Annotated in this window: 18 protein-coding genes, 1 tRNA gene and 1 riboswitch; of the genes, 6 read left to right on the top strand and 13 right to left on the bottom strand. The window is 71.0% G+C overall.

Translation table 11 applies throughout. The features are described from left to right. From thrC to Q1V88_RS04025, 8 genes are all read right to left on the bottom strand, one after another. Nucleotides 1-950 (bottom strand): threonine synthase (thrC, locus tag Q1V88_RS04060; protein WP_300678225.1); only part of this gene is annotated, 950 nt, incomplete at its 3' end. Between the two features lie 11 nt (nt 951-961). Then, nucleotides 962-1,109: riboswitch (SAM riboswitch) on the bottom strand. A gap of 92 nt (nt 1,110-1,201) precedes the next feature. Continuing rightward, nucleotides 1,202-4,054, bottom strand: a complete 2,853-nt coding sequence (locus Q1V88_RS04055) for a bifunctional YncE family protein/alkaline phosphatase family protein (RefSeq protein ID WP_300678222.1) — start codon at nt 4,052-4,054, stop codon at nt 1,202-1,204. 37 nt (nt 4,055-4,091) lie between these two features. Next, the gene (locus tag Q1V88_RS04050) at nt 4,092-5,504 is read right to left on the bottom strand and encodes an ABC transporter permease (RefSeq protein ID WP_300678219.1); all 1,413 of its coding nucleotides are present in this window, start codon (nt 5,502-5,504) and stop codon (nt 4,092-4,094) included. Beyond that, nucleotides 5,501-6,397 carry an ABC transporter ATP-binding protein gene (locus tag Q1V88_RS04045; RefSeq protein WP_300678217.1) on the bottom strand — a complete coding sequence of 299 codons (897 nt, stop codon included), beginning with the start codon at nt 6,395-6,397 and terminating at the stop codon, nt 5,501-5,503. Before Q1V88_RS04045 ends, Q1V88_RS04050 begins: the two co-directional genes overlap by 4 nt. A gap of 253 nt (nt 6,398-6,650) precedes the next feature. After that, nucleotides 6,651-7,484: a trehalose-phosphatase gene (otsB, locus tag Q1V88_RS04040; RefSeq protein WP_300678214.1), complete on the bottom strand. Its 834-nt coding sequence runs from the start codon at nt 7,482-7,484 to the stop codon at nt 6,651-6,653. Between the two features lie 63 nt (nt 7,485-7,547). Continuing rightward, complete coding sequence (locus tag Q1V88_RS04035; RefSeq protein WP_300678212.1) at nt 7,548-9,809, bottom strand: acyltransferase family protein; 2,262 nt, start codon at nt 9,807-9,809, stop codon at nt 7,548-7,550. A 27-nt stretch (nt 9,810-9,836) separates the two neighbouring features. Beyond that, nucleotides 9,837-10,370 carry a LytR C-terminal domain-containing protein gene (locus Q1V88_RS04030; protein WP_300678209.1) on the bottom strand — a complete coding sequence of 178 codons (534 nt, stop codon included), beginning with the start codon at nt 10,368-10,370 and terminating at the stop codon, nt 9,837-9,839. A 9-nt stretch (nt 10,371-10,379) separates the two neighbouring features. Beyond that, the gene (locus Q1V88_RS04025) at nt 10,380-10,673 is read right to left on the bottom strand and encodes a DUF3263 domain-containing protein (RefSeq protein ID WP_300678206.1); all 294 of its coding nucleotides are present in this window, start codon (nt 10,671-10,673) and stop codon (nt 10,380-10,382) included. 155 nt (nt 10,674-10,828) lie between these two features. Here Q1V88_RS04025 and Q1V88_RS04020 point away from each other — a divergent pair, with 155 nt between their 5' ends. The 3 genes from Q1V88_RS04020 (at nt 10,829) to Q1V88_RS04010 (ending at nt 15,226) form a co-directional block, all read left to right on the top strand. Then, a complete protein-coding gene (locus tag Q1V88_RS04020) occupies nt 10,829-12,229 on the top strand; it encodes a trehalose-6-phosphate synthase (protein WP_300678204.1) in 1,401 nt (466 codons plus the stop codon). A 193-nt stretch (nt 12,230-12,422) separates the two neighbouring features. Then, nucleotides 12,423-13,790 (top strand): MFS transporter, encoded by a 1,368-nt coding sequence (locus Q1V88_RS04015; protein ID WP_300678201.1) that lies wholly within the window; start codon nt 12,423-12,425, stop codon nt 13,788-13,790. Further along, a complete protein-coding gene (locus tag Q1V88_RS04010; protein ID WP_300678198.1) occupies nt 13,787-15,226 on the top strand; it encodes an aminotransferase class V-fold PLP-dependent enzyme in 1,440 nt (479 codons plus the stop codon). Before Q1V88_RS04015 ends, Q1V88_RS04010 begins: the two co-directional genes overlap by 4 nt. A 166-nt stretch (nt 15,227-15,392) precedes the next feature. Here Q1V88_RS04010 and Q1V88_RS04005 read toward each other — a convergent pair whose 3' ends face one another. Together Q1V88_RS04005 and Q1V88_RS04000 are read right to left on the bottom strand one after the other, a co-directional pair. Further along, nucleotides 15,393-15,941, bottom strand: a complete 549-nt coding sequence (locus tag Q1V88_RS04005; RefSeq protein ID WP_300678195.1) for a GrpB family protein — start codon at nt 15,939-15,941, stop codon at nt 15,393-15,395. 103 nt (nt 15,942-16,044) lie between these two features. Then, nucleotides 16,045-17,046 carry an LLM class F420-dependent oxidoreductase gene (locus Q1V88_RS04000; RefSeq protein ID WP_300678192.1) on the bottom strand — a complete coding sequence of 334 codons (1,002 nt, stop codon included), beginning with the start codon at nt 17,044-17,046 and terminating at the stop codon, nt 16,045-16,047. A 25-nt stretch (nt 17,047-17,071) separates the two neighbouring features. On the opposite strand from Q1V88_RS04000, the gene Q1V88_RS03995 reads away from it, so the two are divergent. Together Q1V88_RS03995 and pdxY are read left to right on the top strand one after the other, a co-directional pair. Next, nucleotides 17,072-17,788, top strand: a complete 717-nt coding sequence (locus Q1V88_RS03995) for a uracil-DNA glycosylase (protein WP_300678189.1) — start codon at nt 17,072-17,074, stop codon at nt 17,786-17,788. Between the two features lie 10 nt (nt 17,789-17,798). Beyond that, nucleotides 17,799-18,647 (top strand): pyridoxal kinase PdxY, encoded by an 849-nt coding sequence (gene pdxY / locus Q1V88_RS03990; RefSeq protein ID WP_300678187.1) that lies wholly within the window; start codon nt 17,799-17,801, stop codon nt 18,645-18,647. 25 nt (nt 18,648-18,672) lie between these two features. On the opposite strand, the gene Q1V88_RS03985 is transcribed toward pdxY, so the two are convergent. Together Q1V88_RS03985 and Q1V88_RS03980 are read right to left on the bottom strand one after the other, a co-directional pair. Beyond that, nucleotides 18,673-19,239, bottom strand: coding sequence for a dienelactone hydrolase family protein (locus Q1V88_RS03985; RefSeq protein ID WP_300678184.1), 567 nt, complete (start codon nt 19,237-19,239; stop codon nt 18,673-18,675). Beyond that, nucleotides 19,232-19,537 (bottom strand): MGMT family protein, encoded by a 306-nt coding sequence (locus tag Q1V88_RS03980; RefSeq protein ID WP_300678182.1) that lies wholly within the window; start codon nt 19,535-19,537, stop codon nt 19,232-19,234. Before Q1V88_RS03980 ends, Q1V88_RS03985 begins: the two co-directional genes overlap by 8 nt. A gap of 92 nt (nt 19,538-19,629) precedes the next feature. On the opposite strand from Q1V88_RS03980, the gene Q1V88_RS03975 reads away from it, so the two are divergent. Beyond that, on the top strand, nt 19,630-20,019 hold the full coding sequence (locus tag Q1V88_RS03975; RefSeq protein ID WP_300678181.1) for a hypothetical protein: 390 nt from the start codon (nt 19,630-19,632) through the stop codon (nt 20,017-20,019). 49 nt (nt 20,020-20,068) lie between these two features. Here the strand turns inward: Q1V88_RS03975 and Q1V88_RS03970 are convergent. After that, nucleotides 20,069-20,141, bottom strand: a tRNA-Thr gene (locus Q1V88_RS03970). Nucleotides 20,142-20,188: the final 47 nt, after the last annotated feature.

Genomic DNA, 20,188 nt, shown 5'->3' with positions numbered 1-20,188 from the left:
ACGTAGATGCCGTCGGCCGGGTTGCCGATCGCGAGCGACTTGGCGATCGTGTCCGGCTTGACCGGCCGGATGGCGTCGACGCCGGCCTTGAACGCCGTCGCGACCGGACCGCAGCCCTCCGCCTGGGCACCGAAGATCTTGTAGGGCTTGTCCTCGACCAGGCCGAGCTTGACCAGCTCTCCGAAGGCCTTGTCGACCTTGGTCAGCTGCGAGCCGGAGGCGACCGGGATGACGATCTGGTCGGGCAGCCGCCAGCCGAGCTGCTCGGCGATCTCGAAGCCCAGCGTCTTGGAGCCCTCGGCGTAGAAGGGGCGGACGTTGACGTTCACGAACGCCCAGCCGTCCTCCTCGGCCGCGATCTCCTGGGCCAGCTTGTTCACGTCGTCGTAGTTGCCCTCGACGGCGACCAGGTTGTCGGTGAAGATCGCCGAGTTGACCTGCTTGGGCTGCTCGAGGTTGCTCGGGATGAAGACGACGGTCGTGATGCCGGCGCGGGCGCCCGCAGCGGCGACGGCGTTGGCCAGGTTGCCGGTGGAGGGACAGGCGAAGACCTTGGCGCCGAGCTCGCGAGCGGCGCTGAGCGCACACGCCACCACCCGGTCCTTGAACGAGTTGGTGGGGTTGGTGCTGTCGTCCTTGACCCACAGCTTGGTGAGGCCGAGCTCGCGGGCGAGGTTGTCGGCCCGCAGGAGGCGGGTGAAGCCGGGCTCGGTGTTGGGGCTCTCCTCGATGTCCGTGGGGACCGGGAGCAGCGCCTTGTAGCGCCAGATGTTGCGCGGACCGGCCTCGATCTCAGCGCGGGACACGGCCGGGAACTCGTAGGCGACCTCCAGCGGGCCGAAGCACTCCGGACAGGCGTAGGACGGGCCGAGCTCGACCTGGGTGCCGCACTCCCGGCAGGCCAGGGCGGTCGCGTTACCGAAAGCACCGTCGCGGGTCACATGGCTCATGAGAAACCTCCTCCTCATCTTCCCTAGGACGCCTCTCGCCCTCGGCCGGATTTAGCACCTCGCCACGACCGTCTACCGGAGAGATGCCCGGGAGGCGGAGGCTCGTGGTCGGTTGCCGGGACTTCACTGGGCCGTTCCCTCAGTCCCTCTCGATGAGCACCGCGATCGTACGTGAGAACCGGCATCGAACACGAACCGGGGGTCGGATCCTGGGATCACCAGCGCCCGACCCCCGATCGTGAGGGCCGTCGTCAGTCGGCGTCGGCGTTGGGGATGTAGCCACCCGGAACGTCGTCGGGGGCGTAGATCGTGCTGTCCCCGGGGTACGGCGTGGTGAAGTGGTGGGTCTGGTACCAGGTCCACCGGTTCATCTGCTCGGGGTGGGCGTAGTCGGCCCGGGCCCCGTTGCCGGTGAGCTGCTGGTGGGCCTGCCAGGCGTCCCACTTCGCAGCGACGGCCTTGGCCGAGGCCGGGACGGCGGTCCGTGCTGCCTCGGCGGCGTTGAGCTTGGTCGCCGCCGCCCCACTCAGGCCGAGGGTGTCCAGACCGCACGACGGCGCCGTGGCGACGCCTTCGGTGAGCGGGACCTGGTTGGCCACCGCGGTGTACGGCGTCAGGTCGGCGTGCTGGGTGAAGGCGTCGTACATCGGCGTCGCCGCAGCGACCTTGGCGTTGAGCGGCTGCGCACCGAGGATCTGCTCGATGGTGCGCACCATGTTGATCTGCGAGTAGTAGGTGCTGACGGTCTTGCCGTGCACGGCGTACGGGCTGATCACCTGGACCGGGGCGCGGTGGCCGTCGACGTGGTCGGCACCGTCCTGGCTGTCGTCCTCGACGACGAAGATCGCCGAGTCCTTCCAGTACTTCGAGTGCGAGATGGTGTCGACGACCTGGCCGACGGCGAGGTCACCGTCGGCGACCTGGGCCCGCGGGCCGGCGGTGCCGCCGGTGTGGTCGCTGGAGAGCCACATCATGTTGAGGGCGGCGGGGCCGTTCTTCTCGAAGTCGCTCTTCCACACCTGGGCCCGGTAGATGTCGGGGATCGCGGTGTCGAACGGCGGCGAGGTCCGGTTGGTGATCTTGTCCAGGGACGGGATCACCGAGCCGTAGTTGCCCTTCAGTGCGGGACTGGTCAGCTGGGCGGAGTCGCCACCGGACATCACGTCCTTGCTGGCGCAGTAGTACTGCTGCCAGGTGGAGCCGGCCGGCTTGCCCTCGGTGTAGATGAACTCACCGAAGTTGCGGGCGCTCTTGCCGGCCGCGGCCACGGCGGTCCACAGGAACCCGGAGCGCTGGTGGCCCAGCACGTCCTCCTCGGTGTCGTAGGAGCGGGTGTACTCCCCGACCGAGGACTCGGTGTACTCCGGGTTGTCGCCCTGCATCAGCCAGTTGTGGCCTTCGGCGGAGTTGGTGCCGACGTCGTAGAGGTTGTCGTAGAGCCCGAACTGGCGCGCCAGGGCGTGCTGGTTCGGGGTGACCTGCTCCCCGAACTGGGCGAGGGTGGCGTCGCCGTTGCCCGAGGTCATGTCGCCGTAGACCTGGTCGTAGGTGCGGTTCTCCTTGACCAGCAGGAAGACGTGCTTGATCGTCGACGGGTCGCCGATCTTCTTCGGCACCGCGACGGCCTTCTTGGCGTGCTTGCCCGCCTGGGCCACCGAGTTGCCGGTCCAGCCGTTCTGGGCGAAGACGGTCGAGGTCGAGGCCGCGATCTGCTTGTCGCTGGGCAGCGTGAAGCGGGTCAGGGAGGCGGTGGTGGCGTGCGTCCCGTGACCGGTCGCCGGGGTGGTGCCGGTGCCCTTGTTGAAGGTGATCAGCGGTCCGCGGGCGTCGATGCCGCGCCGATTGGTGACGACCAGCCCCTGCTTCGTCGAGGCGATCGCCGAGGGGTAGTAGTCGGTCGGGAGCAGACCGACGTAGCTGACCGGGGCCTTGGGGTCGCGGTCGAGGCGGTAGACGGCCACGGCGTTGGCCCGGGCGAGGGTGACCAGCAGCCGGCCGCCCGAGACCGTGACCCCGGTCGGGGTGTAGCCCACGGTCGAGCCCGACCACGGCTGGGTGTTGATCGTCTGGACGACCTTGCCCTTGGTCGTGTCGATCACCGACACCGAGTCGGAGTTCGTGTTGACCACGTAGAGCGTGGTGCCGGCGACGTACGTCGAGGTCGGGTGGAGGCCGACCTTGATCGTGCCGACGGTGGTGCTGGTCGGGTCGATCACACTGACGGTGCCGGTGGTCGCAGCGCCGGTGGTGGTGTCGGCGACGACCTTGGTCCCGTAGGAGTCCATCGTGGTGTCGCCGGCGGTGGCCTGGCGGCCGCCCTCGTTGGTCACGTAGACCCGGTTGCCGACCACGCTCAGCGCCCGCGGGGCGACCCCGACGGCCCAGGTCTGGGTGATCGTGCCGGTGGCCGGATCGATCGCGACGACGGTGTTCTGGCCGTTGACGGCGGCGAACAGGGTGGTGCCGTCGGCGGAGAACGCGGTCGCCCCGGTGAGGGCCTGGTGGCCACCGACGGTCGGGATCGCGACCTTGACGCCGGTGCCCAGGGTGCCGTCGGCGTTGACCGGGTAGCGGATCAGGCCGGTCGCGACGCCCACCCACAGCGAGGTGCCGTCAGGCGAGTACGTCGGCGCGGCCTGGCCGACGGTGCCGTCGCCGATCTTCTGGTAGCTGATGTCGCTGAACCCGGCGCCGCTCGCCGTCGAGGCGAAGGTCGCCACGGCGGCGGTGCCCGCGGCGGCCACGGGCTGGTAGGTCTGGAGGTCGAAGATCTGGACGGCGACCGAGCGGTCCGACGAGGTCGCCGCCAGGTAGCGGCCGTCGGGCGAGATGGTCGAGCCCATGAACTTGCCGAACGGCGTCATCAACCGGTCGCCCAGCGGCTTCACCAGCTGGTTGTCGGACACCTGGAGACCGGCGGCGTACGTGGTGCCGACCTGGTTGGTGCCGAAGCCGACGGTGGAGGCGTAGGCGGCGACACCGCCGCTGGCCAGAGCGAGCGCTGTCGCTCCGGCGACGACGTACCGACGACGGCCGGTGACGCACTGGCTGAGGAAGCCGAGAGTGACGCGAGAGGAGGATCGGCGTTGCCGAGTCACATGCATGTCTTCATTCCTTCGTGAGTGCACATCTGAGTCAGGATCAGTGAGAGTCGCTGAGCAGATCGATCAGTCCGTCGACCTGCCACAGCGGGTTGGGCGCATCGCCCTGGGCCGTGCTGACAGTGAAGAAGCCGTTCACCTCCTTGGGTCCGTCTCCGTCGGCGACGTAGCGCCCGTCTGCGGCTACGTCGAGCTGGTAGATGGCCGAGCCGGTCACGGTCGAGCCGGGCACGTGCCAGGTCACGACACAGCGCCAGTCGGTGCCGGGGCCGGAGTCCTCGACCCGGTCCCCTCCCCTGTCGCAGGCGGTCGTAGTGCCGAGCTGGGCCGGGGTGACCGCGGGCCGATGGAGCTCCTCGGCCTGCCGTTGGTACAGGTGGGCGAAGACCGTGCTGAGCGAGGCCTCGAGCTTGGCCCGCTCCACCCCGGTGCCGCTGGCCGGGGTGAGGGTGGCGACGGCGATCCCGGCGACGGCGACCAGGGCGACCAGCGGCCCGGCCGCGCTCAGCAGCGCGCGGGCGGTGCCCCCGTCGTTGACCAGGGTGGCGAAGTCACGGCGGACGAAGAGCCGCCGAGCAACCCCCAGCGCGACCACGACCCAGGCCAGGTCGACGGCCAGGGCGACCAGCAGCGGGCCGGTCTGGGCCGGGTCGGTGAGCAGCCCCCGCCAGGCCACGAACCCGGCGCTGGGCAGCCCCAGGCGGACAGCGACCGGGAGCGGCAGGAGCTGCAGCAGGTTGAGCGCCAGCGCGAGTACGGCGGGCACGAGCAGGCCCATCGGAGACCGACCCAGCACCACGGACCCGAGCAGCCCGACGGCGGCGAAGGCGAGGGTGGGGGCGAGCACCGCAAGCCAGGCCAGCGCGATCCGCCCGGCCGCCTCCCCCGAGGTGAAGACGGTGCCGTCGAGGCCGACCAGCGGATGCGGGCCGGCGGCGACCAGGCCGCCGAGGGTGGCCGAGAGCGCGACCCCGACGAGGAGGAGCACGATCACCGACAGGCTGGCCAGGGTCTTGGACCAGAAGATCCGCGCCGGCGAGCGCATCGTCAGCACCAGGTGCCGCCAGGTGCCGAGCCGGTCCTCGACGGCGAAGGCGTCTCCGGCGACCAGGGAGGTGAGCAGCGGCAGCGCCCACGAGCAGCAGAACGCCAGCACCACCAGGGTGCCGGCCCAGCCGGTGGCGTGCATCCAGCGCCCGAAGACGGTGTCGGCCGGCAGCGAGCTCTGCGCGCTGACCACCCCGACGAAGAGCGCCGGGGCGATCCAGCACAGCCCGATCACGACCCGGATCCGCCACTGGGCGAGCAGCTTGCGCAGCTCGAAGGCGTAGCCGGCCCGCAGGGGTGCGGGGCGGGCGGAGGCGCGATCGCGGCTGTCCTGGTCGTGCTGGTCGGGCTGGTCGCTCTCGTCGCGGGCGCGCTGGCGACGCGGGGCGGGGATCGAGGTGGTCATCGGGTCTCCCCCGCGGTCAGGGCCAGGAACGCGGCCTCCAGTGGCGGCACGACCGGGGCGACCTCGCGGATCGCTCCCCCGCCTGCCAGGACGGTGGCGACCAGGGCGTCGAGCTCGGTGGTGCCACGCACCGTGGACTCCTGCCCGGTCGCGGTCAGCACCCGGTAGTCCACCGGTCCGGCCTCGGCGGCGAGCTTCGCGATCGGCCCGCTGAAGACCACCCGGCCTCCGGTCAGCAGGGTGACCTCGGAGCAGAGCGCGGCGATGTCGTCCATCCGATGGCTCGACACCACGATCGCGCAGCCCTGGTCGGCCAGGGTGGTCAGGACGTCGTGGACGTGGCGCCGCCCTGCCGGGTCGAGCCCGTTGGCCGGCTCGTCGAGCACCAGCAGGCGGGGCCGCAGCAGCAGCGCCGAGGCCAGACCGAGGCGCTGGCGCATACCGAGGGAGAAGCCCCGGACCCGGTCGTCGGCCACGTCCAGCAGTCCGACCTGGCGCAGTGCCTGCTCGACCTCGTCGGCGGCCCGCGACCGGTCGCGACGGCCGGGGTGACGGGGCTCGCTGGTCTGGCTGGGCTGGAGCGCCGCCACCGCGGCCAGGTTCGCCCGCGCCGTCAGCGCCGGGTAGAGCCCCGGCCCGTCGACGAACCCGGCGACCCCGTCCGGGACCGCGAGACCGTGCCCGGCCGGGTGGCCGAGGATCTCCAGGGTGCCCGCGTCGGCCCCCGCCAGGCCTAGCAGCAGGCCGAGCAGGGTGGTCTTGCCGGCGCCGTTGGGCCCTACCAGGCCGTGGATCTGTCCCGAGATGAGATCCAGATCCACGCCGTCGAGAGCGACCACGTCGCCGTAGTACTTCGTGATGCCGCGAGCCCGAACTGCGCGGTCGTGTGCCATGTCGCTTCACCTCCGAGTCGGTGACAGACACGGAGACCATAGGAAGCGAATGTGACCCGCGGCGTGCGGTCAAGGAAACGCACAGCGAACGACGTGCTGCATTCACCCGGTGTTCAGGTTGATGGCAGGCACCCGCCGAATTCCGGGTTCACCACCGCCGACTTCCGGGTTCACCACCGCCCAGATCCGGCTTTCCCACGCCGTACGTCGTCACCGGCACGCCCCACGGACCGCACCGCCCCGGAGCCGGACCTCAGAGCGCGTCGGCAGCGAACTGCCGCAGCAGCTCCAGCACCCCGGCCGGACCCGGCACCACCACGTCGGCCAGCGGCACCAGCCGCGACTCCTCCTCCGAGCCCGAGCAGACCAGCAGGCTCGCCAGTCCCTCCCCGGCCCAGGCGGTGACGGTCTCGAAGGCCTCCAGGTCGCCAAGGTCATCGCCGGCGAAGAGGACACCCTTGGCCGGCAGGGTGGTGATCAGCCGGTCGACCACGATGCCCTTGTCCATCGCACCGTCGCGGATCTCGACCACCAGCCGGCCCGGTTCGACCTCCAGGTCGTGGGCCTCGGCTGCGGCGGACAGCACCGGCTTGATCCGGGCGAAGGCCTCCTCGGCGTCGGGCAGGCGGCGGGTGTGGACCGCGACCGCGAGCCCCTTCTCCTCGACGTAGGCCTCGACCGCGTCGGCCTCGCGCAGCAGGCGCGGCAGGTCGCGCAGGAACGCCGCCAGCCCGGCGGGAGGGCGTGGTCCGACGATCGCCCGGTGCGACGCGGTCCAGCGCTCGGCGCCGTACTGTCCGAAGACGCGCAGCTCGGTGCCGAACTCCGCCATCCGGTCGGCGACCTCCTCCAGCCCGCCGAGGTCGAGGACCTGGCGTGCGGGGCGGCCGGTGACCACGGCGATGGCGGCGACCTTGGGGGCCAGGGCGACCAGGACGTCGGCGGCGTCAGGGTGGATCCGCGCCCGGGTCGGGTCGTCGACGATGGGGGCCAGGGTGCCGTCGAAGTCGAGGGCGATCAAGGTGTCCGAGGCCACCTGGGTCAACGCCTCGTAGCGCTCCTGCCCACTGGTCGACACCCATCGCATGCGCACCAGCGAATCACAGATCGCCTGCGCGCGGGAAAGCCTCAGGTCACCAGGAGGCGAAGATCACCCGACGATCCGGCCCAGGTCCTCGCCGAGCTGCGCGGTGACGTGCTGCGCCCAGGACGCGGTCAGGTGGTCCTGGTCGCGGTAGGTCCAGGTGGTGCCGACCGCGGCAGGGCAGGTGCCGTCGGCACAGACCAGCCCGACGGTGTCGACGTACGTCGCACTCGTGCCGCTCAGGGCGGCGCGGGTCAGTGCGTTGCTGGTGATCCCCGAGCCGGTGGCGGGGATGGCGCACGAGGCGAGGGTGTTGCCCGGCGTGGTCGCGCAGGTGTCGAGCGACTCGGCCCGGGTCGGGACGTCGCCGAGCACGATCACCTTCCCCGCCGACGGGGTGATCTGGGTGATCAGGCGCCGGACGCCGAAGGTCCAGGTCTCGTCCATTGTGCGGCCCGACATCGGGGAGGTCTCGTTCAGGCCGCGGTAGCCGACGATAACGGCGTCGGGCTTGAGCTCGGCGATCCGCTGCACCGACCAGCGCCGGAAGGAGGCGCACGTCGGGAAGTCGGCGCCGCCGATGGTCTGCGGCACGAAGAACGGCGCGCAGCCGAGCTTGACCAGGGGCACCACCCGGAAGTGCTGCTCCTTGCCGAGCGCGTCGAGGGCCGGCAGCCACATCCCGGCGTGCGAGTCGCCCTGGACGACCACCAGCGCGGAGGCCGCGGTGTCGCCGTACGTGCACGAGGGGGCGACCGCGTCGGGGTTGTCGGCGAAGCAGCCGAAGTCGGTGCGCCAGAAGTCCTTCTTGTGCGCGGCGATGTCGAAGACGGGCAGCGGGGCGCCGGCCTTGCCGTCGGCGACGGCTCCGGCGATCTCGTCGGCCAGCGTCACGGTGGCCTGCGGCGAGGCCGACGCGGAGGCCGACTCGGTGGCGGCGTGCTGCTTCTCCCAGGCCGCAGCAGCGGCGTTGCGCTGGTCGAGCTGGTGGGTCGCGTACGCCGTGGACGCGGAGGCAGCCGAGAGCACGAGGCCGATCGTGAGCGGCCACAGCACCAGCGCACCGTGGCGTCGCACGCCGGGGATCCAGCCCTTCTGGAACGGCACCTCGAGCACCGCCCAGGACAGGATCGACAGCGCGAGGATGATCCCCACCATCGCGAGGTCGCGCTCGGTCCGGTTCCAGCCCTCCGGCAGCTGGTCGGGGGCGAGCTGGAGCACCGGCCAGTGCCACAGGTAGACCGAGTACGAGATCGTCCCCAGCGCCCGCAGCGGCCAGATCCGCAGCACCGTCGAGACCGGTCCGGTGGGCGCGGCGAGCAGGCACATCGTGGCCAGCACCGGGATGCCGGCGTGCCAGCCGGGGAACGGGGTGGCCCCGGTCATGGTGGCGCAGGCGGCGATCAGCCCGGCGGCGCCGACGATGCCGAGCAGGGCGTTGAGCCAGCGCGGGAAGCGCGGTGCCATCACGGCGAGGAACGCGCCGCCGCCGAACTCGAAGCCGCGGGCCAGCGTGTTGAAGTACGCCGTCTCGGCATTGATCGGGGTGACGTGCAGCGACCACGCCAGCGAGGCCAGGGTCACCGTGGCGACGATCGCCAGGATCATGCCCTTGCGGGCCCGGAAGCGGACCATCACCAGCAGCAGGAGCGGCCAGACCAGGTAGAACTGCTCCTCCACCGCCAGCGACCAGTAGTGCTGGAACAGCGACGCCGTGCCCGAGGCGAAGTAGTCGGTCCCCTCCAGCACCAGGTGCAGGTTGGCGAGGAACCCCGAGGCCCAGATCGCATCGGTGCCGGCCTGCTCGGTGGCCGAGACCGAGCCGACGTACGCCGTGGTGGCGAGCGTCGCGACCAGCACACCCGTTGCGGCGGGCAGGACGCGGCGCGCTCGACGCGCCCAGAACCCGGGCAGCGAGATCCGGCCCCGGGTCTTGGCCTCGTGGACGAGCAGGCCGGTGATCAGGAATCCGGAGATGACGAAGAAGACGTCGACACCGAGGAAGCCGCCATGCATGCCGGGCAGGCCCATGTGGTCGGCCACGACGAGGGCGACGGCGAGGGCGCGCAGGCCCTGGATGTCGCCGCGCTTGCGGCGCTTGGCTTCGGGGCGGGGCTCGACCTCGGCCTCAGGCTCAGGGCTTGCCTCGGCGGCGGGCGACGCGGCGCCCTCCGTGACGGCGCCGGTCTCGTCGACCTCGACAGCCTCGTCCACCTCGGCGACCTCGCCAGTGGCGACCTCACGCTGGCCACCGACCTCCGCAGGGGTCGCGAGATCCTGGGCATCGTCGGCGGGGGACGCGTCCAGCGGGCTCTCGACGGTGGTCATAAGTTCAGCACCCGAGGCTGGTCCTGGCTAGGAGAGCGGCCCGGTCAGGATCAGGGTGAGCCGGTCGCTGCTCATCGGCGACTGCGCCTTGGCGAGCCGCTTGATGCCGAGATCGAGGGCCAGCAGCTTCGCGGCGTCCTTGAGCTTAGCCGGGTAGTAGACCGTGGTCTTGGGGATGGAGCCGTACCAGTTGTCGGCGCCGACGACCCTCCAGCCGGCCTTCGTCACCTGCGAGCTGACGGTGGCGGCCAGGCCCTTGACCCGAGTGTTGTTGAAGACCACGACCTTGACCTGGGAACGCTTAACCGGCTTCGGCTTCGGCGTCGCGCTGGCGGTCGGCGTGGGGGTCGGGGTCACCGAGGCACCGGTCGAGGAGTCGGTGGCAGCACCGGTCGGCGTCGAGGTCGGGGTGATCGACGTGGTCGGCAGCTCGACGACCTTGGCCGAGTCGTTACCACGCGTGACGAAGAAGGCGATGCCGGCCATCACGACCGCGACGATGCTGAGGAGCACCACCGGAGACGGCAGCACCACCCCGCGCTGATCCTTGCGGGTAGTCATGAACTGGTCCTAGAGGTCGAAGCCCAGGCGGCGGGCCGAGCGCTGGCGCTGGCGTGCGGCGCGCAGCCGACGCAGGCGACGCACCAACAGCGGATCGGCCTCGAGCGCCTCAGGGCGGTCGATCAACGCGTTCAGCACCTGGTAGTAGCGGGTGGCCGACATGTCGAACTTCTCGCGCACCGCAGCCTCCTTGGCGCCGGCGTACTTCCACCACTGGCGCTCGAAGTCGAGGATGGCGCTGTCACGCTCGCTGAGCGCGCTGGCCACCACGGAACCGTGGTCGGCGGCGTTCTCTGCGGCCATCGATGTCCCCCTGAGACGTGTCGGTCAGTCGATCGTTCTCGTCCACTGTAGACGATGAATGACAACTGTGTAGTTAGACCCGCCTGCCCTGTGACGGGTGGGACTTATGAGACCGATAGCCCCGCTCCCCACCCCGACCTGGCTAAGGTCAAGGCATGGCAGCCGACCTTGTGGTGGTGGCAAATCGACTTCCCGTCGACCGCGTCGAGACGCCCGAAGGCGAGCCCGGATGGCGCGCGTCACCGGGGGGTCTGGTCAGTGCGATCGAGCCCGTACTGCGGGCCAACGACGGGGTCTGGGTGGGCTGGGCCGGCGGAATCGACCTCGAGCTCGAGCCGTTCGAGGTCGGCGGACTGCACCTGATCCCGCTGTCGATGTCGCAGGCCGAGGTCGAGGGCCACTACGAGGGCATGTCCAACGGCACGCTCTGGCCGCTCTACCACGACCTGGTGGCCAAGCCGATGTTCCACCGGGAGTGGTGGGACGCCTACCAGCGGGTCAATCGGCGCTTCGCCGAGAAGGTCGCCGAGGTCGCCGCCGAGCACGGCACCGTGTGGGTGCACGACTACCAGCTCCAGCTCGTCCCGGCGATGCTGCGCGAGTTGCGCCCCGACCTCAAGATCGGCTTCTACCTGCACATCCCGTTCCCGCCGGCCGAGCTCTTCCAGCAGCTCCCCTGGCGACGTCAGATCCTCGAGGGCCTGCTCGGCGCCGACCTGGTCGGCTTCCAGCTCTCCGGCGCGGCCGCCAACTTCCGCCGCCTGGTGGCCCAGCGCGTCGGACACCCGGTCGAGGGCGAGGAGGTACTGCTCCCCGACGGTCGACGCGTGCGCGCCTCGGCGTACCCCATCTCCATCGACGCCAAGGGCTTCGAGGAGCTGGCCCGCACGCCCGAGGTCGAGGCCCGTGCCGCCGAGCTGCGCGAGGCGCTGGGCAACCCGCGCCGGATCTTCCTCGGCGTCGACCGGCTCGACTACACCAAGGGCATCCTGGCTCGACTCAAGGCGTTCGGCGAGGTGATGCAGGACGGTCACTTCGACGTCGACGACGCCGTCTTCGTCCAGGTCGCCGTGCCCAGCCGGGAGTCGGTCGAGCACTACAGCGACCTGCGCGACGAGCTCGAGCAGCTCGTCGGCCGGCTCAACGGCGACCTCGGCCGGATCGGGCAGCCGGCGGTGCACTACATGCACTCCTCCTACCCGCGCGAGGAGATGGCGGCGCTGTACCGGATGGCCGACATCATGGTCGTCACCCCGTACCGCGACGGGATGAACCTGGTCGCCAAGGAGTACGTCGCCACCCGCGTCGACGACGACGGCGCCCTGGTCCTCTCCGAGTTCGCCGGTGCCGCCGAGGAGCTGCGTCAGGCCTGGCTGGTCAACCCGTACGACCTCAACGGGATGAAGGCGGCGCTGCGTGAGGCCTACGACGCCGACGAGGCCGAGTTGAGCCGCCGGATGCGCGCGATGCGCTCGACGATCAGGCGTCACGACGTCGACGCGTGGGCGCGCTCGTTCATGGTGGCACTGGACGCCCCCGAGCTCCTCCAGGGCTGACTTCCGGGTTCACCACCGCCGACTTCCGGGTTCACCACCGCCGACTTCCGGGTTCACCACCGCCGACTTCCGGGTTCACCACGGTCGACTTCCGGGTTCACCACGGTCGACTTCCGGGTTCACCACTACCGACACGAGATCGCTGCACCTCGAACTCGCACGCGCTGACGGCTCAGGGCGCTAGAAAGAGCGGGTGACGTCGTACTCCCCCGCCGGCGAGCGCCTGCCCGGCCGCGTCCGACTCGGCTACGGCGCCGGCTCGGTGGCGACCGGGACGTTCGGCACCGTGCCCGGCCTGATGCTGCTGCCGTACCTCACCGACACCCTCGGCGTCGCCCCCGTGCTCGCCGGGGCGCTGGTGCTGGTGCCGAAGGCGTGGGACGTCGTGCTCAACCCGATCGCCGGCCGGATCTCGGACCGCACCGTCGATCCGCGCGGGGCGCGCCGCCCCTGGCTGCTGCGCGGCGGGATCGGGCTCGTGATCGGTTTCGCCCTGATCTTCGCGGCCCCGTCGATGCCGACCCCGCTCGCGGTGGGATGGGTGCTGCTGGCCTTCCTCGGCACGGCGACGGCGTACTCCTTCTTCCAGGTCCCCTACGTCGCGATGCCCGCGGAGCTGACCAACGACCCCACCGAGCGGACCGGCCTGCTGGCCTCCCGGGTCGTGCTGCTCGCGATGGCCATCCTGATCGCGGGCGGCTCGGCGCCGGCGATCCGGGACGCGATCGGCGGACGCGACGGCTACCGGGCGATGGGCCTGGTGATGGCTGCGGTCCTCCTGGTCGGTGTCCTCGCCGCGTACGTCGGCACCCGCGGCACCCGCTCGACGCAGATCGCTCCGGCTGCCGGAGGCCTGCGTGACCAGCTCCGCGTGATCGCCGGGGTCGCGGCCTTCCGTGCCCTGCTGATCACGTTCGTGGTGCAGGCGCTGGGCTTCGGCGCGATGCTCGCCGGCGTCGACTATCTGGCGCGGTACGTGCTGGTGGACCCGACGAAGGACAACTCCTCGGGCCTGTCGACGATCCTCTTCGTCTGCTTCGTCGGGCCCGGCCTGGTGCTGACCCCGGTCTGGTCGCTGGTCTCGCGGCGGCTGGGCAAGAAGCACTCCTACATCGCGGCGTCGGTGCTGCTGATCGTCGCCACCGTGATCCTGATCGGGGCTCGCTCACTGCCCCACGGGGTGACGTTCGCCGCGGTCGCACTGGCCGGGATCGGCTACGCGGGGGCACAGGTCTTCCCGATGGCGATGCTGCCCGACGTGGCCGCCGCCGACGCCACCGCCAGCGGCCAGAGCCGGATCGGGATCTTCACCGGGATCTGGACCGCGGGCGAGACCCTCGGCCTGGCGATCGGGCCGGGGATCTACGCGCTCGTGCTCGCGGTCGGCGGGTACGTCTCCTCCCACGGCGGCGACGCCGCCCAGCCCTCGAGCGCCCTGACCGCGATCGTGCTCGGCTTCTCCCTGCTGCCCGCGCTGCTGATCGCCGCGAGCCTGTTCTGGCTGCGCACCTACGCGCTGCCCGCCCCGCCCCGCACCCCCACCCCTGGAGGCCCCCGATGACCACTCCCACCGACGTTCTGGGCCGCCTCGCCGCCGGGCAGGAGCGCGACCTTCCGGTGCACGGCGGCACCACCCTGGCCTACGTCTACGACTCGGGGCTGCCCGAGGTCGACGCGGTGGCCCGTCAGGCGGTGGCCGCGTACGCCGGGTCCAACGGGCTCGACCCGTCGGCCTTCCCGAGCCTGGTGGACCTGGAGAACGATCTGGTTGGCTTCGCCCTCGACCTGGTCGACGGGCCGGACGGGGCGGTCGGCACCGTCACCAGCGGCGGCACCGAGTCGTGCCTGCTGGCGGTCCTGGCCGCCCGCGACGCCCGGCCCGAGGTGCCCCGGCCGCGGATGGTGGTGCCCTCGACGGTGCACGCCGCGTTCCACAAGGCGGCGCACTACTTCGGCGTCGAGCTGGTGGTGGTGGAGGTGGGCGAGGACTTCCGTGCCGACGTCGCCGCGATGACTGCTGCTCTGGACGAGGCGCCGGAGCGGACCGTCCTGGTGGTGGTGAGCGCGCCGTCGTACGCGCACGGCGTGATCGACCCGGTGCCGGCCGTCGCCGCGGCCGCTGCCGAGCGGGGCATCCGGTGTCACGTCGACGCCTGCATCGGCGGGTGGGTGCTGCCGTTCGCCGCACGCCTGGGACGCCCGGTAGCGCCGTGGACCTTCGCGGTGCCGGGCGTCACGTCGATCTCGATGGACTCACACAAGTACGGCTACGCACCCAAGGGCACCTCGCTGCTGCTGCACCGCACCGCCGCGCTGCGGCTGCCGCAGTTCTATGCGACGGCGAACTGGCCGGGCTACACGGTGATCAACACGACGTTGCAGTCGACGAAGTCCGGCGGCCCGCTGGCCGGGGCGTGGGCGGTGATGCAGTCCCTCGGCGCCGAGGGCTACCTGGAGCTCAACCGCCAGGTCTTCGCCGCCGTCGACGCCCTCGTCGCGGGCATCGACGCGCTGCCCGAGCTGCGGATCCTGGCCCGCCCCGACTCGTCCCTGATCGCCTTCAGCGTGGCCGACGCCGCGGCTGGGGAGCTCGACATCTTCACCCTGATCGACGAGGTCAACCTGCGCGGCTGGCACATCCAACCCCAACATGCCTTCGGACGTACGCCGGCCAACGCGCACCTCTCCCTGTCGGCCGCCACCCTCCCGCACGTGCCGGCGTTCCTGGAGGCGCTGGCCGCCTCGGTCGCCGCGGCTCGGGCTTCCGGCCCGGTCGTCGTCGACCCTGCGATGGCGGAGTTCGTCTCGTCGTTGGACGTCTCGACGCTGTCGGAGGAGGAGTGGAACGGCATCCTCGCCGCCGCCGGGATGGGCGCCGGGGACGGACTCCCGGAGCGGATGGCACCGATCAACGCGCTGATCAACCTCGCCACGCCCGCCACTCGGGAGGCGGTGGTGACCTCGTTCATCGATCAGCTCTCGCGTCCCACCCGCTAGCCGACTTCCGGGTTCACCACCGCCGAGATCCGGTTTACCCACCATCGAGATCCGGGTTCACCACCGCCGAGATCCGGGTTACCCACCATCGAGATCCGGGTTACTCACCGCCGAGATCCGGGTTGCCCACCATCGAGATCCGGGTTGCCCACCATCGAGTTCCGGGTTACTCCCCAACCGGCGCGTTGAGGCGCGCGACAATCTCGAGCTCGGCGTCGCTGAGTCCGCCGGCAGCCAGGACCCGCTGGAGGATCGGCGTCTTGAGCGCGAGGTACGCGTCGATCCCCATCGCCGGGTCTGCCGCCAACGCCAGCTTCACCGCGGCATACTCGTCGCGAAGATCCGGGCGTGCCCGCAACGTGTCCCGGACGGCGAGGTGGTTGCGGACGGCGAGGGTGCCGCGGGTGACGACGTACACGTGGCGGGCGATGCCGTCGTCGGGTGCTCCGAACGCCTCCCGACCGCCCACGCCGAGGTCACCGCGGTGGACGTAGCCCAGTGCGGTCAGCGCCCGGACGGCCTCGATGACCTCGGCCTGATCGACGATCACGTCGATGTCGAGGATCGGCTTGGCAGCCAGACCCGGAACCGATGTCGAACCGACGTGCTCGACCTCCGCCGAGGCGCAGCAGGTCAGCCCGGCCCGAAGGTCCCGGGCGACCATCTCGAACTGTGCAGGCCATGACTCGGAGTACGCGACGACATCGATGACCACGCTCGGAGTCTAGGCACGCCCGCGCCGTCGAAGCGCCGTGCGCGTGGTGAACCCGGATCTCGGCGGTGGCGAACCCGGAAGTCGGCGGTGGTGAACCCGGAAGTCAGGCGAGGGCCGGGATGACCTCGGTCTCGAACAGCTCCTGGCTGCTCAGGTCGTACGCCGACAACGGGTGGTAGGTGATCGCGTACGTCATCCCCAGCGCCTCCATCGCGCTGAGCTTGGCGACGATCTGCTCGGGGGTGCCGATCAGGCCCTGGCTGGTGGTGCGCCGGTGGTACTCGTCGGCCGCCGCCTCGCCCAGACTCGCCACCAGCCGGGAGCGGTACTCCGCCAGCCGCTCGGCGACCTCGGCCTCGCTCGCCCCGGCGATCACGTTGTAGTTCGCCGAGCGGGTGATCTCCCGCGGGTCGCGGCCGAGTGTGGCGCAGTGCCCGTCGAGGATCCCCGACTTGTGCGCGAAGCCCTCGGCCGTGCCGTCGAAGTTGGTGTAGTCGGCGTACTGCGCGGCGATCTTGAGCGTCACCTGCTCACCGCCGCCGGCGACCCAGATCGGGATGTTGTTGCGCGGGCTGGTCCGCTGCACGGGCAGCGGGCGGCACAGGGCGCCGTCGACCTGGTAGTAGGTCCCGTCCAGGGTCGAGGTGCCGGTGGTCCAGGCCTGCCGGAAGATCTCGACGCCCTCGCGCAGCCGGCCGAGGCGCTCCTTGGCACCCGGGAAGCCGTAGCCGTAGGCGCGCCACTCGTGCTCGTACCAGCCCGCGCCGATCCCCATCTCGAGGCGGCCGGCCGAGACGTGGTCGACGGTGGCGGCGACCTTCGCGAGGTACGCCGGGTTCCGGTAGGCCATGCAGGTGCACATCTGTCCGAGACGGACCCGCGAGGTGGAGGCGGCGAAGGCGCTCATCAGCGTCCAGGCCTCGTGGGTGGCCTCCTCGCTCGGCACCGGTGTGGTGTGGAAGTGGTCGTAGATCCACAACGACTCCCAGCCCGCGACCGAGTCCGCGTGCTGGGCGAGGCGCCGCATCAGCGGCCACTGCTCGGCGTCGGGGACACCGACGAGGTCGAAACGCCAGCCCTGCGGAATGAAGACACCGAAACGCATGACGCCCACGCTAGCGTTCGATGCCATGACTGCCGAGAGCCCGACCCCGTGGACCGACCTCGCCTTCCTGGTCGCCAGCGGCGCGGTCGCCCCGGACTGGGCGCAGGCCCTGGCACCGGTGGACGCGAACGTCCAGGCGATGGGCGTCTTCCTGGCGGGTGAGCGGGCCAAGGGCCGGCCCTTCCTGCCCGAGGCGGACCGGGTCTTCCGGGCCTTCGAGCGTCCGCTGGCCGACGTACGCGTGCTGATCGTCGGTCAGGACCCCTATCCGACACCGGACCATCCGATCGGGCTCTCCTTCGCGGTCGACCCGACGGTGCGGCCACTGCCGGCCTCGCTGCGCAACATCTACACCGAGCTCGCCTCCGACCTCGGCCTGACGCCGCCCGAGCACGGCGATCTTTCGGCCTGGGCCGACCGTGGGGTGATGCTGCTCAACCGGGTGCTGACGGTCCGACCCGGGGCGCCAGCCTCGCACGCGAAGAAGGGCTGGGAGCAGGTCACCGATGCCGCGGTCGCCGCGCTCGGCGGCCGCGGCGGGCCGCTCGTCACCGTGCTGTGGGGCAGGCAGGCTGCCACCGTGCGGCCCCTGCTCGGCGACACCGCGGTCATCGAGTCCCCGCACCCCTCCCCCTTGTCGGCGCGCCGGGGGTTCTTCGGATCGCGGCCGTTCTCCCGCGTCAACGCCCTCCTGGCCGCGCAGGGTGCCGCCGAAATGGACTGGTCGCTGCCTGCGGGATGAGGATGGCAGAATGCAGATCCTCTCGATCCAGTCCCAGGTCGCGTTCGGCTACGTCGGCAACTCTGCGGCGGTCTTCCCGTTGCAGCGCCTGGGACACGAGGTCTGGCCGGTCCTGACCGTCACCTTCTCCAACCACACCGGGTACGGCGAGTGGCGCGGGCCCGTGCTGGCGGCCTCCGACGTCGCGTCGGTGATCCAGGGGATCGACGAGCGCGGCGCGCTCTCCACCGTCTCCGCGGTGCTCTCGGGCTACCAGGGCGACCCGGCCGTGGGCGCCGTCGTGCTCGACGCGGTGAAGCGGGTCAAGGAGCTCAACCCGCGGGCGCTGTACGCCTGCGACCCGGTGATGGGCGACGTCGGGCGCGGCATGTTCGTGCGCCCGGGCATCCCGGAGTTCATGCGTGACTCGGTGGTCCCGTCCGCCGACGTGATCACCCCCAACCACTTCGAGCTGAACTTCCTCGCCGGGGTCGAGTCCACCGGCACGATGGACGAGGTGCTCGCCGCGGTCGACGCCGTCCGCGCCACCGGTCCCTCGAACGTGCTGGTGACCTCGGTCGTGACCAGCAGCGCCCGCGAGATCGACCTGGTCGCCGTGGACGCCGACGGGGCCTGGGCGATCACCACCCCGCTGCTGCCGATCAGCCCCAACGGCGGCGGCGACGTGACCGCGGCGGTCTACCTCGCCCACCTCCTCTCGACCGGCTCGACCCCCGAGGCGCTGGGTCGCACCGCGAACACGCTGTTCGCGATCCTGGAGCGCACCCTGGAGTCGGGACGCCGCGAACTCGAGCTGGTGGCCTCGCAGGACGACATCGCCGCTCCCCCGGCACGCTTCGAGGTCCGCCGTCTGCGGTAGCGGACATCCCGTCTGCGGTGAGGACCTAGACCTCCGCGAGGAAGTCGAGCAGCGACCCGGTCACGATCCGGGACAGCTCCGGGTCGTGATCGGGATGGCCGGGCTCCAGGAAGAGGTGCCCGGAGCCCGGGTAGGTGAAGAGCTCGTGCTTCGGGATCCGCTTGGCGAACCCCTCCTCGGCCTCGATCTCACGCCAGGGGTCCTCCTCGGTCAGGTGTGCCTCGGCCGGCACCTCGGCCGGCCAGCGCTTCTGCCACCAGGCCGGGTCGACCACGCCGTAGAGGAAGAACGCCGCCAGCGCGCCCTTGCGGAACAGCACCTGCTCGGCGGCACGCGCGGCGCCCATCGACAGGCCGCCGTAGACCAGCTCCGCCGTGTCGAGGGTGTCGACGAAGGCACGGGCGCGGGCCGCGAACACCTCCTCGCCGACGCCCTGGGCCCAGGCCACGCCGTCGGCGACGTCGTGGAACGTGTGGCCCTCGAAGAGGTCCGGGGTATGCACCGTGTGACCGGCGGTGCGGAGCGTCTCAGCCAGCTCCAGCACGCCGGTGGTGAGGCCGCCGGCGTGGTGGAACAACACGATCTCAGCCATCAGTTATCTCCCATCGAGCTTCCTTGAGGTTGATCACACCACGGTGCACCGACATTCCCTCCAGATGCCAGTGCTCCTGGGCATCGATCATCAGGTGAGGCGGCAGCGAGCCGTTGGCCCTGACCACCCGCCACCACGGCACGCCCTGGCCCTCCAGGGCCATCACCCCACCGACGCCGCGTGGTCCGCCCCGCCCCAGGAACGCCGCGATGTCGCCGTACGTCACCGCACGGCCGGGCGGGATCCGCTCCACGACGCTGAGCACGTCCTCGATGAACTCCTCGGGGATTCCGGCCATGTCCCCCACGTTATCCACAGCCGCCGCGCTCGGCCCGGCGCCGACCTCATCTTCGTGTGATACTCACCGTGGACGACACGGAAGGAGCACTCATGAACGACGCCCAGACCTGGACCCTGGTGGGCATCTTCGCCACCGCGCTGTTCAGCACCGTCACCTTCACGTCGACGGCCCTGATGCGCGTCCTGCACACGGAGTTCACCTCGGTCAGGCACGAGATCGGCGCGGTCCGCACCGAGCTGAACCGGAGGATGGGTTCCCTCAACTCTGAGCTCCACGCAGAGATCGGCTCCGTGCGCCAGGAGCTTCGGACCGAGATCCGCTCGGTGCATACGGAGATCGCCTCAGTCCGCCAAGAGCTACGGACCGAGATCGGCGCGGTCCACCGCGAGCTCGACCTGCTGCGTGACGCTGTCCAGACCCAGGTCGCCGTCCTCGACCGCGACGTCCAGGCGCTCGCCCGGCGGGTGTCCCCGGACTGACCCGACGCGTGGCAGCCGTGCCCTGGCCACGGGTCGACTGACCGTTCTGAGCCGGAGACAGGAGTCGAACCCGCGACATTTCGCTTACAAGGCGAACGCTCTACCAACTGAGCTACACCGGCATGCCCCCGAAGGTGCGAGCACATCCTAGACACCCCCGGTTGAATAG

It is taken from the genome of Nocardioides sp., assembly GCF_030150155.1.
In the GTDB taxonomy this organism is placed as follows: domain Bacteria; phylum Actinomycetota; class Actinomycetes; order Propionibacteriales; family Nocardioidaceae; genus Nocardioides.
Note: the sequence above shows the minus strand (reverse complement) of the source record. Positions and strands in the feature narration are given on the sequence as shown.

Bases quoted from the DNA above. Each gene is read 5' to 3' on its own strand.
- Q1V88_RS04020 (WP_300678204.1), top strand. From the start codon at position 10,829: ATGGCAGCCGACCTTGTGGTGGTGGCAAATCGACTTCCCGTCGACCGC.
- Q1V88_RS04055 (WP_300678222.1), bottom strand. From the start codon at position 4,054: ATGCATGTGACTCGGCAACGCCGATCCTCCTCTCGCGTCACTCTCGGC.
- Q1V88_RS04000 (WP_300678192.1), bottom strand. From the start codon at position 17,046: ATGCGTTTCGGTGTCTTCATTCCGCAGGGCTGGCGTTTCGACCTCGTC.
- Q1V88_RS04035 (WP_300678212.1), bottom strand. From the start codon at position 9,809: ATGACCACCGTCGAGAGCCCGCTGGACGCGTCCCCCGCCGACGATGCC.
- Q1V88_RS04010 (WP_300678198.1), top strand. From the start codon at position 13,787: ATGACCACTCCCACCGACGTTCTGGGCCGCCTCGCCGCCGGGCAGGAG.
- Q1V88_RS04030 (WP_300678209.1), bottom strand. From the start codon at position 10,370: ATGACTACCCGCAAGGATCAGCGCGGGGTGGTGCTGCCGTCTCCGGTG.
- Q1V88_RS04025 (WP_300678206.1), bottom strand. From the start codon at position 10,673: ATGGCCGCAGAGAACGCCGCCGACCACGGTTCCGTGGTGGCCAGCGCG.
- otsB (WP_300678214.1), bottom strand. From the start codon at position 7,484: ATGCGATGGGTGTCGACCAGTGGGCAGGAGCGCTACGAGGCGTTGACC.
- Q1V88_RS03975 (WP_300678181.1), top strand. From the start codon at position 19,630: ATGAACGACGCCCAGACCTGGACCCTGGTGGGCATCTTCGCCACCGCG.
- Q1V88_RS03995 (WP_300678189.1), top strand. From the start codon at position 17,072: ATGACTGCCGAGAGCCCGACCCCGTGGACCGACCTCGCCTTCCTGGTC.
- Q1V88_RS03985 (WP_300678184.1), bottom strand. From the start codon at position 19,239: ATGGCTGAGATCGTGTTGTTCCACCACGCCGGCGGCCTCACCACCGGC.
- pdxY (WP_300678187.1), top strand. From the start codon at position 17,799: ATGCAGATCCTCTCGATCCAGTCCCAGGTCGCGTTCGGCTACGTCGGC.
- Q1V88_RS04045 (WP_300678217.1), bottom strand. From the start codon at position 6,397: ATGGCACACGACCGCGCAGTTCGGGCTCGCGGCATCACGAAGTACTAC.
- Q1V88_RS04050 (WP_300678219.1), bottom strand. From the start codon at position 5,504: ATGACCACCTCGATCCCCGCCCCGCGTCGCCAGCGCGCCCGCGACGAG.
- Q1V88_RS03980 (WP_300678182.1), bottom strand. From the start codon at position 19,537: ATGGCCGGAATCCCCGAGGAGTTCATCGAGGACGTGCTCAGCGTCGTG.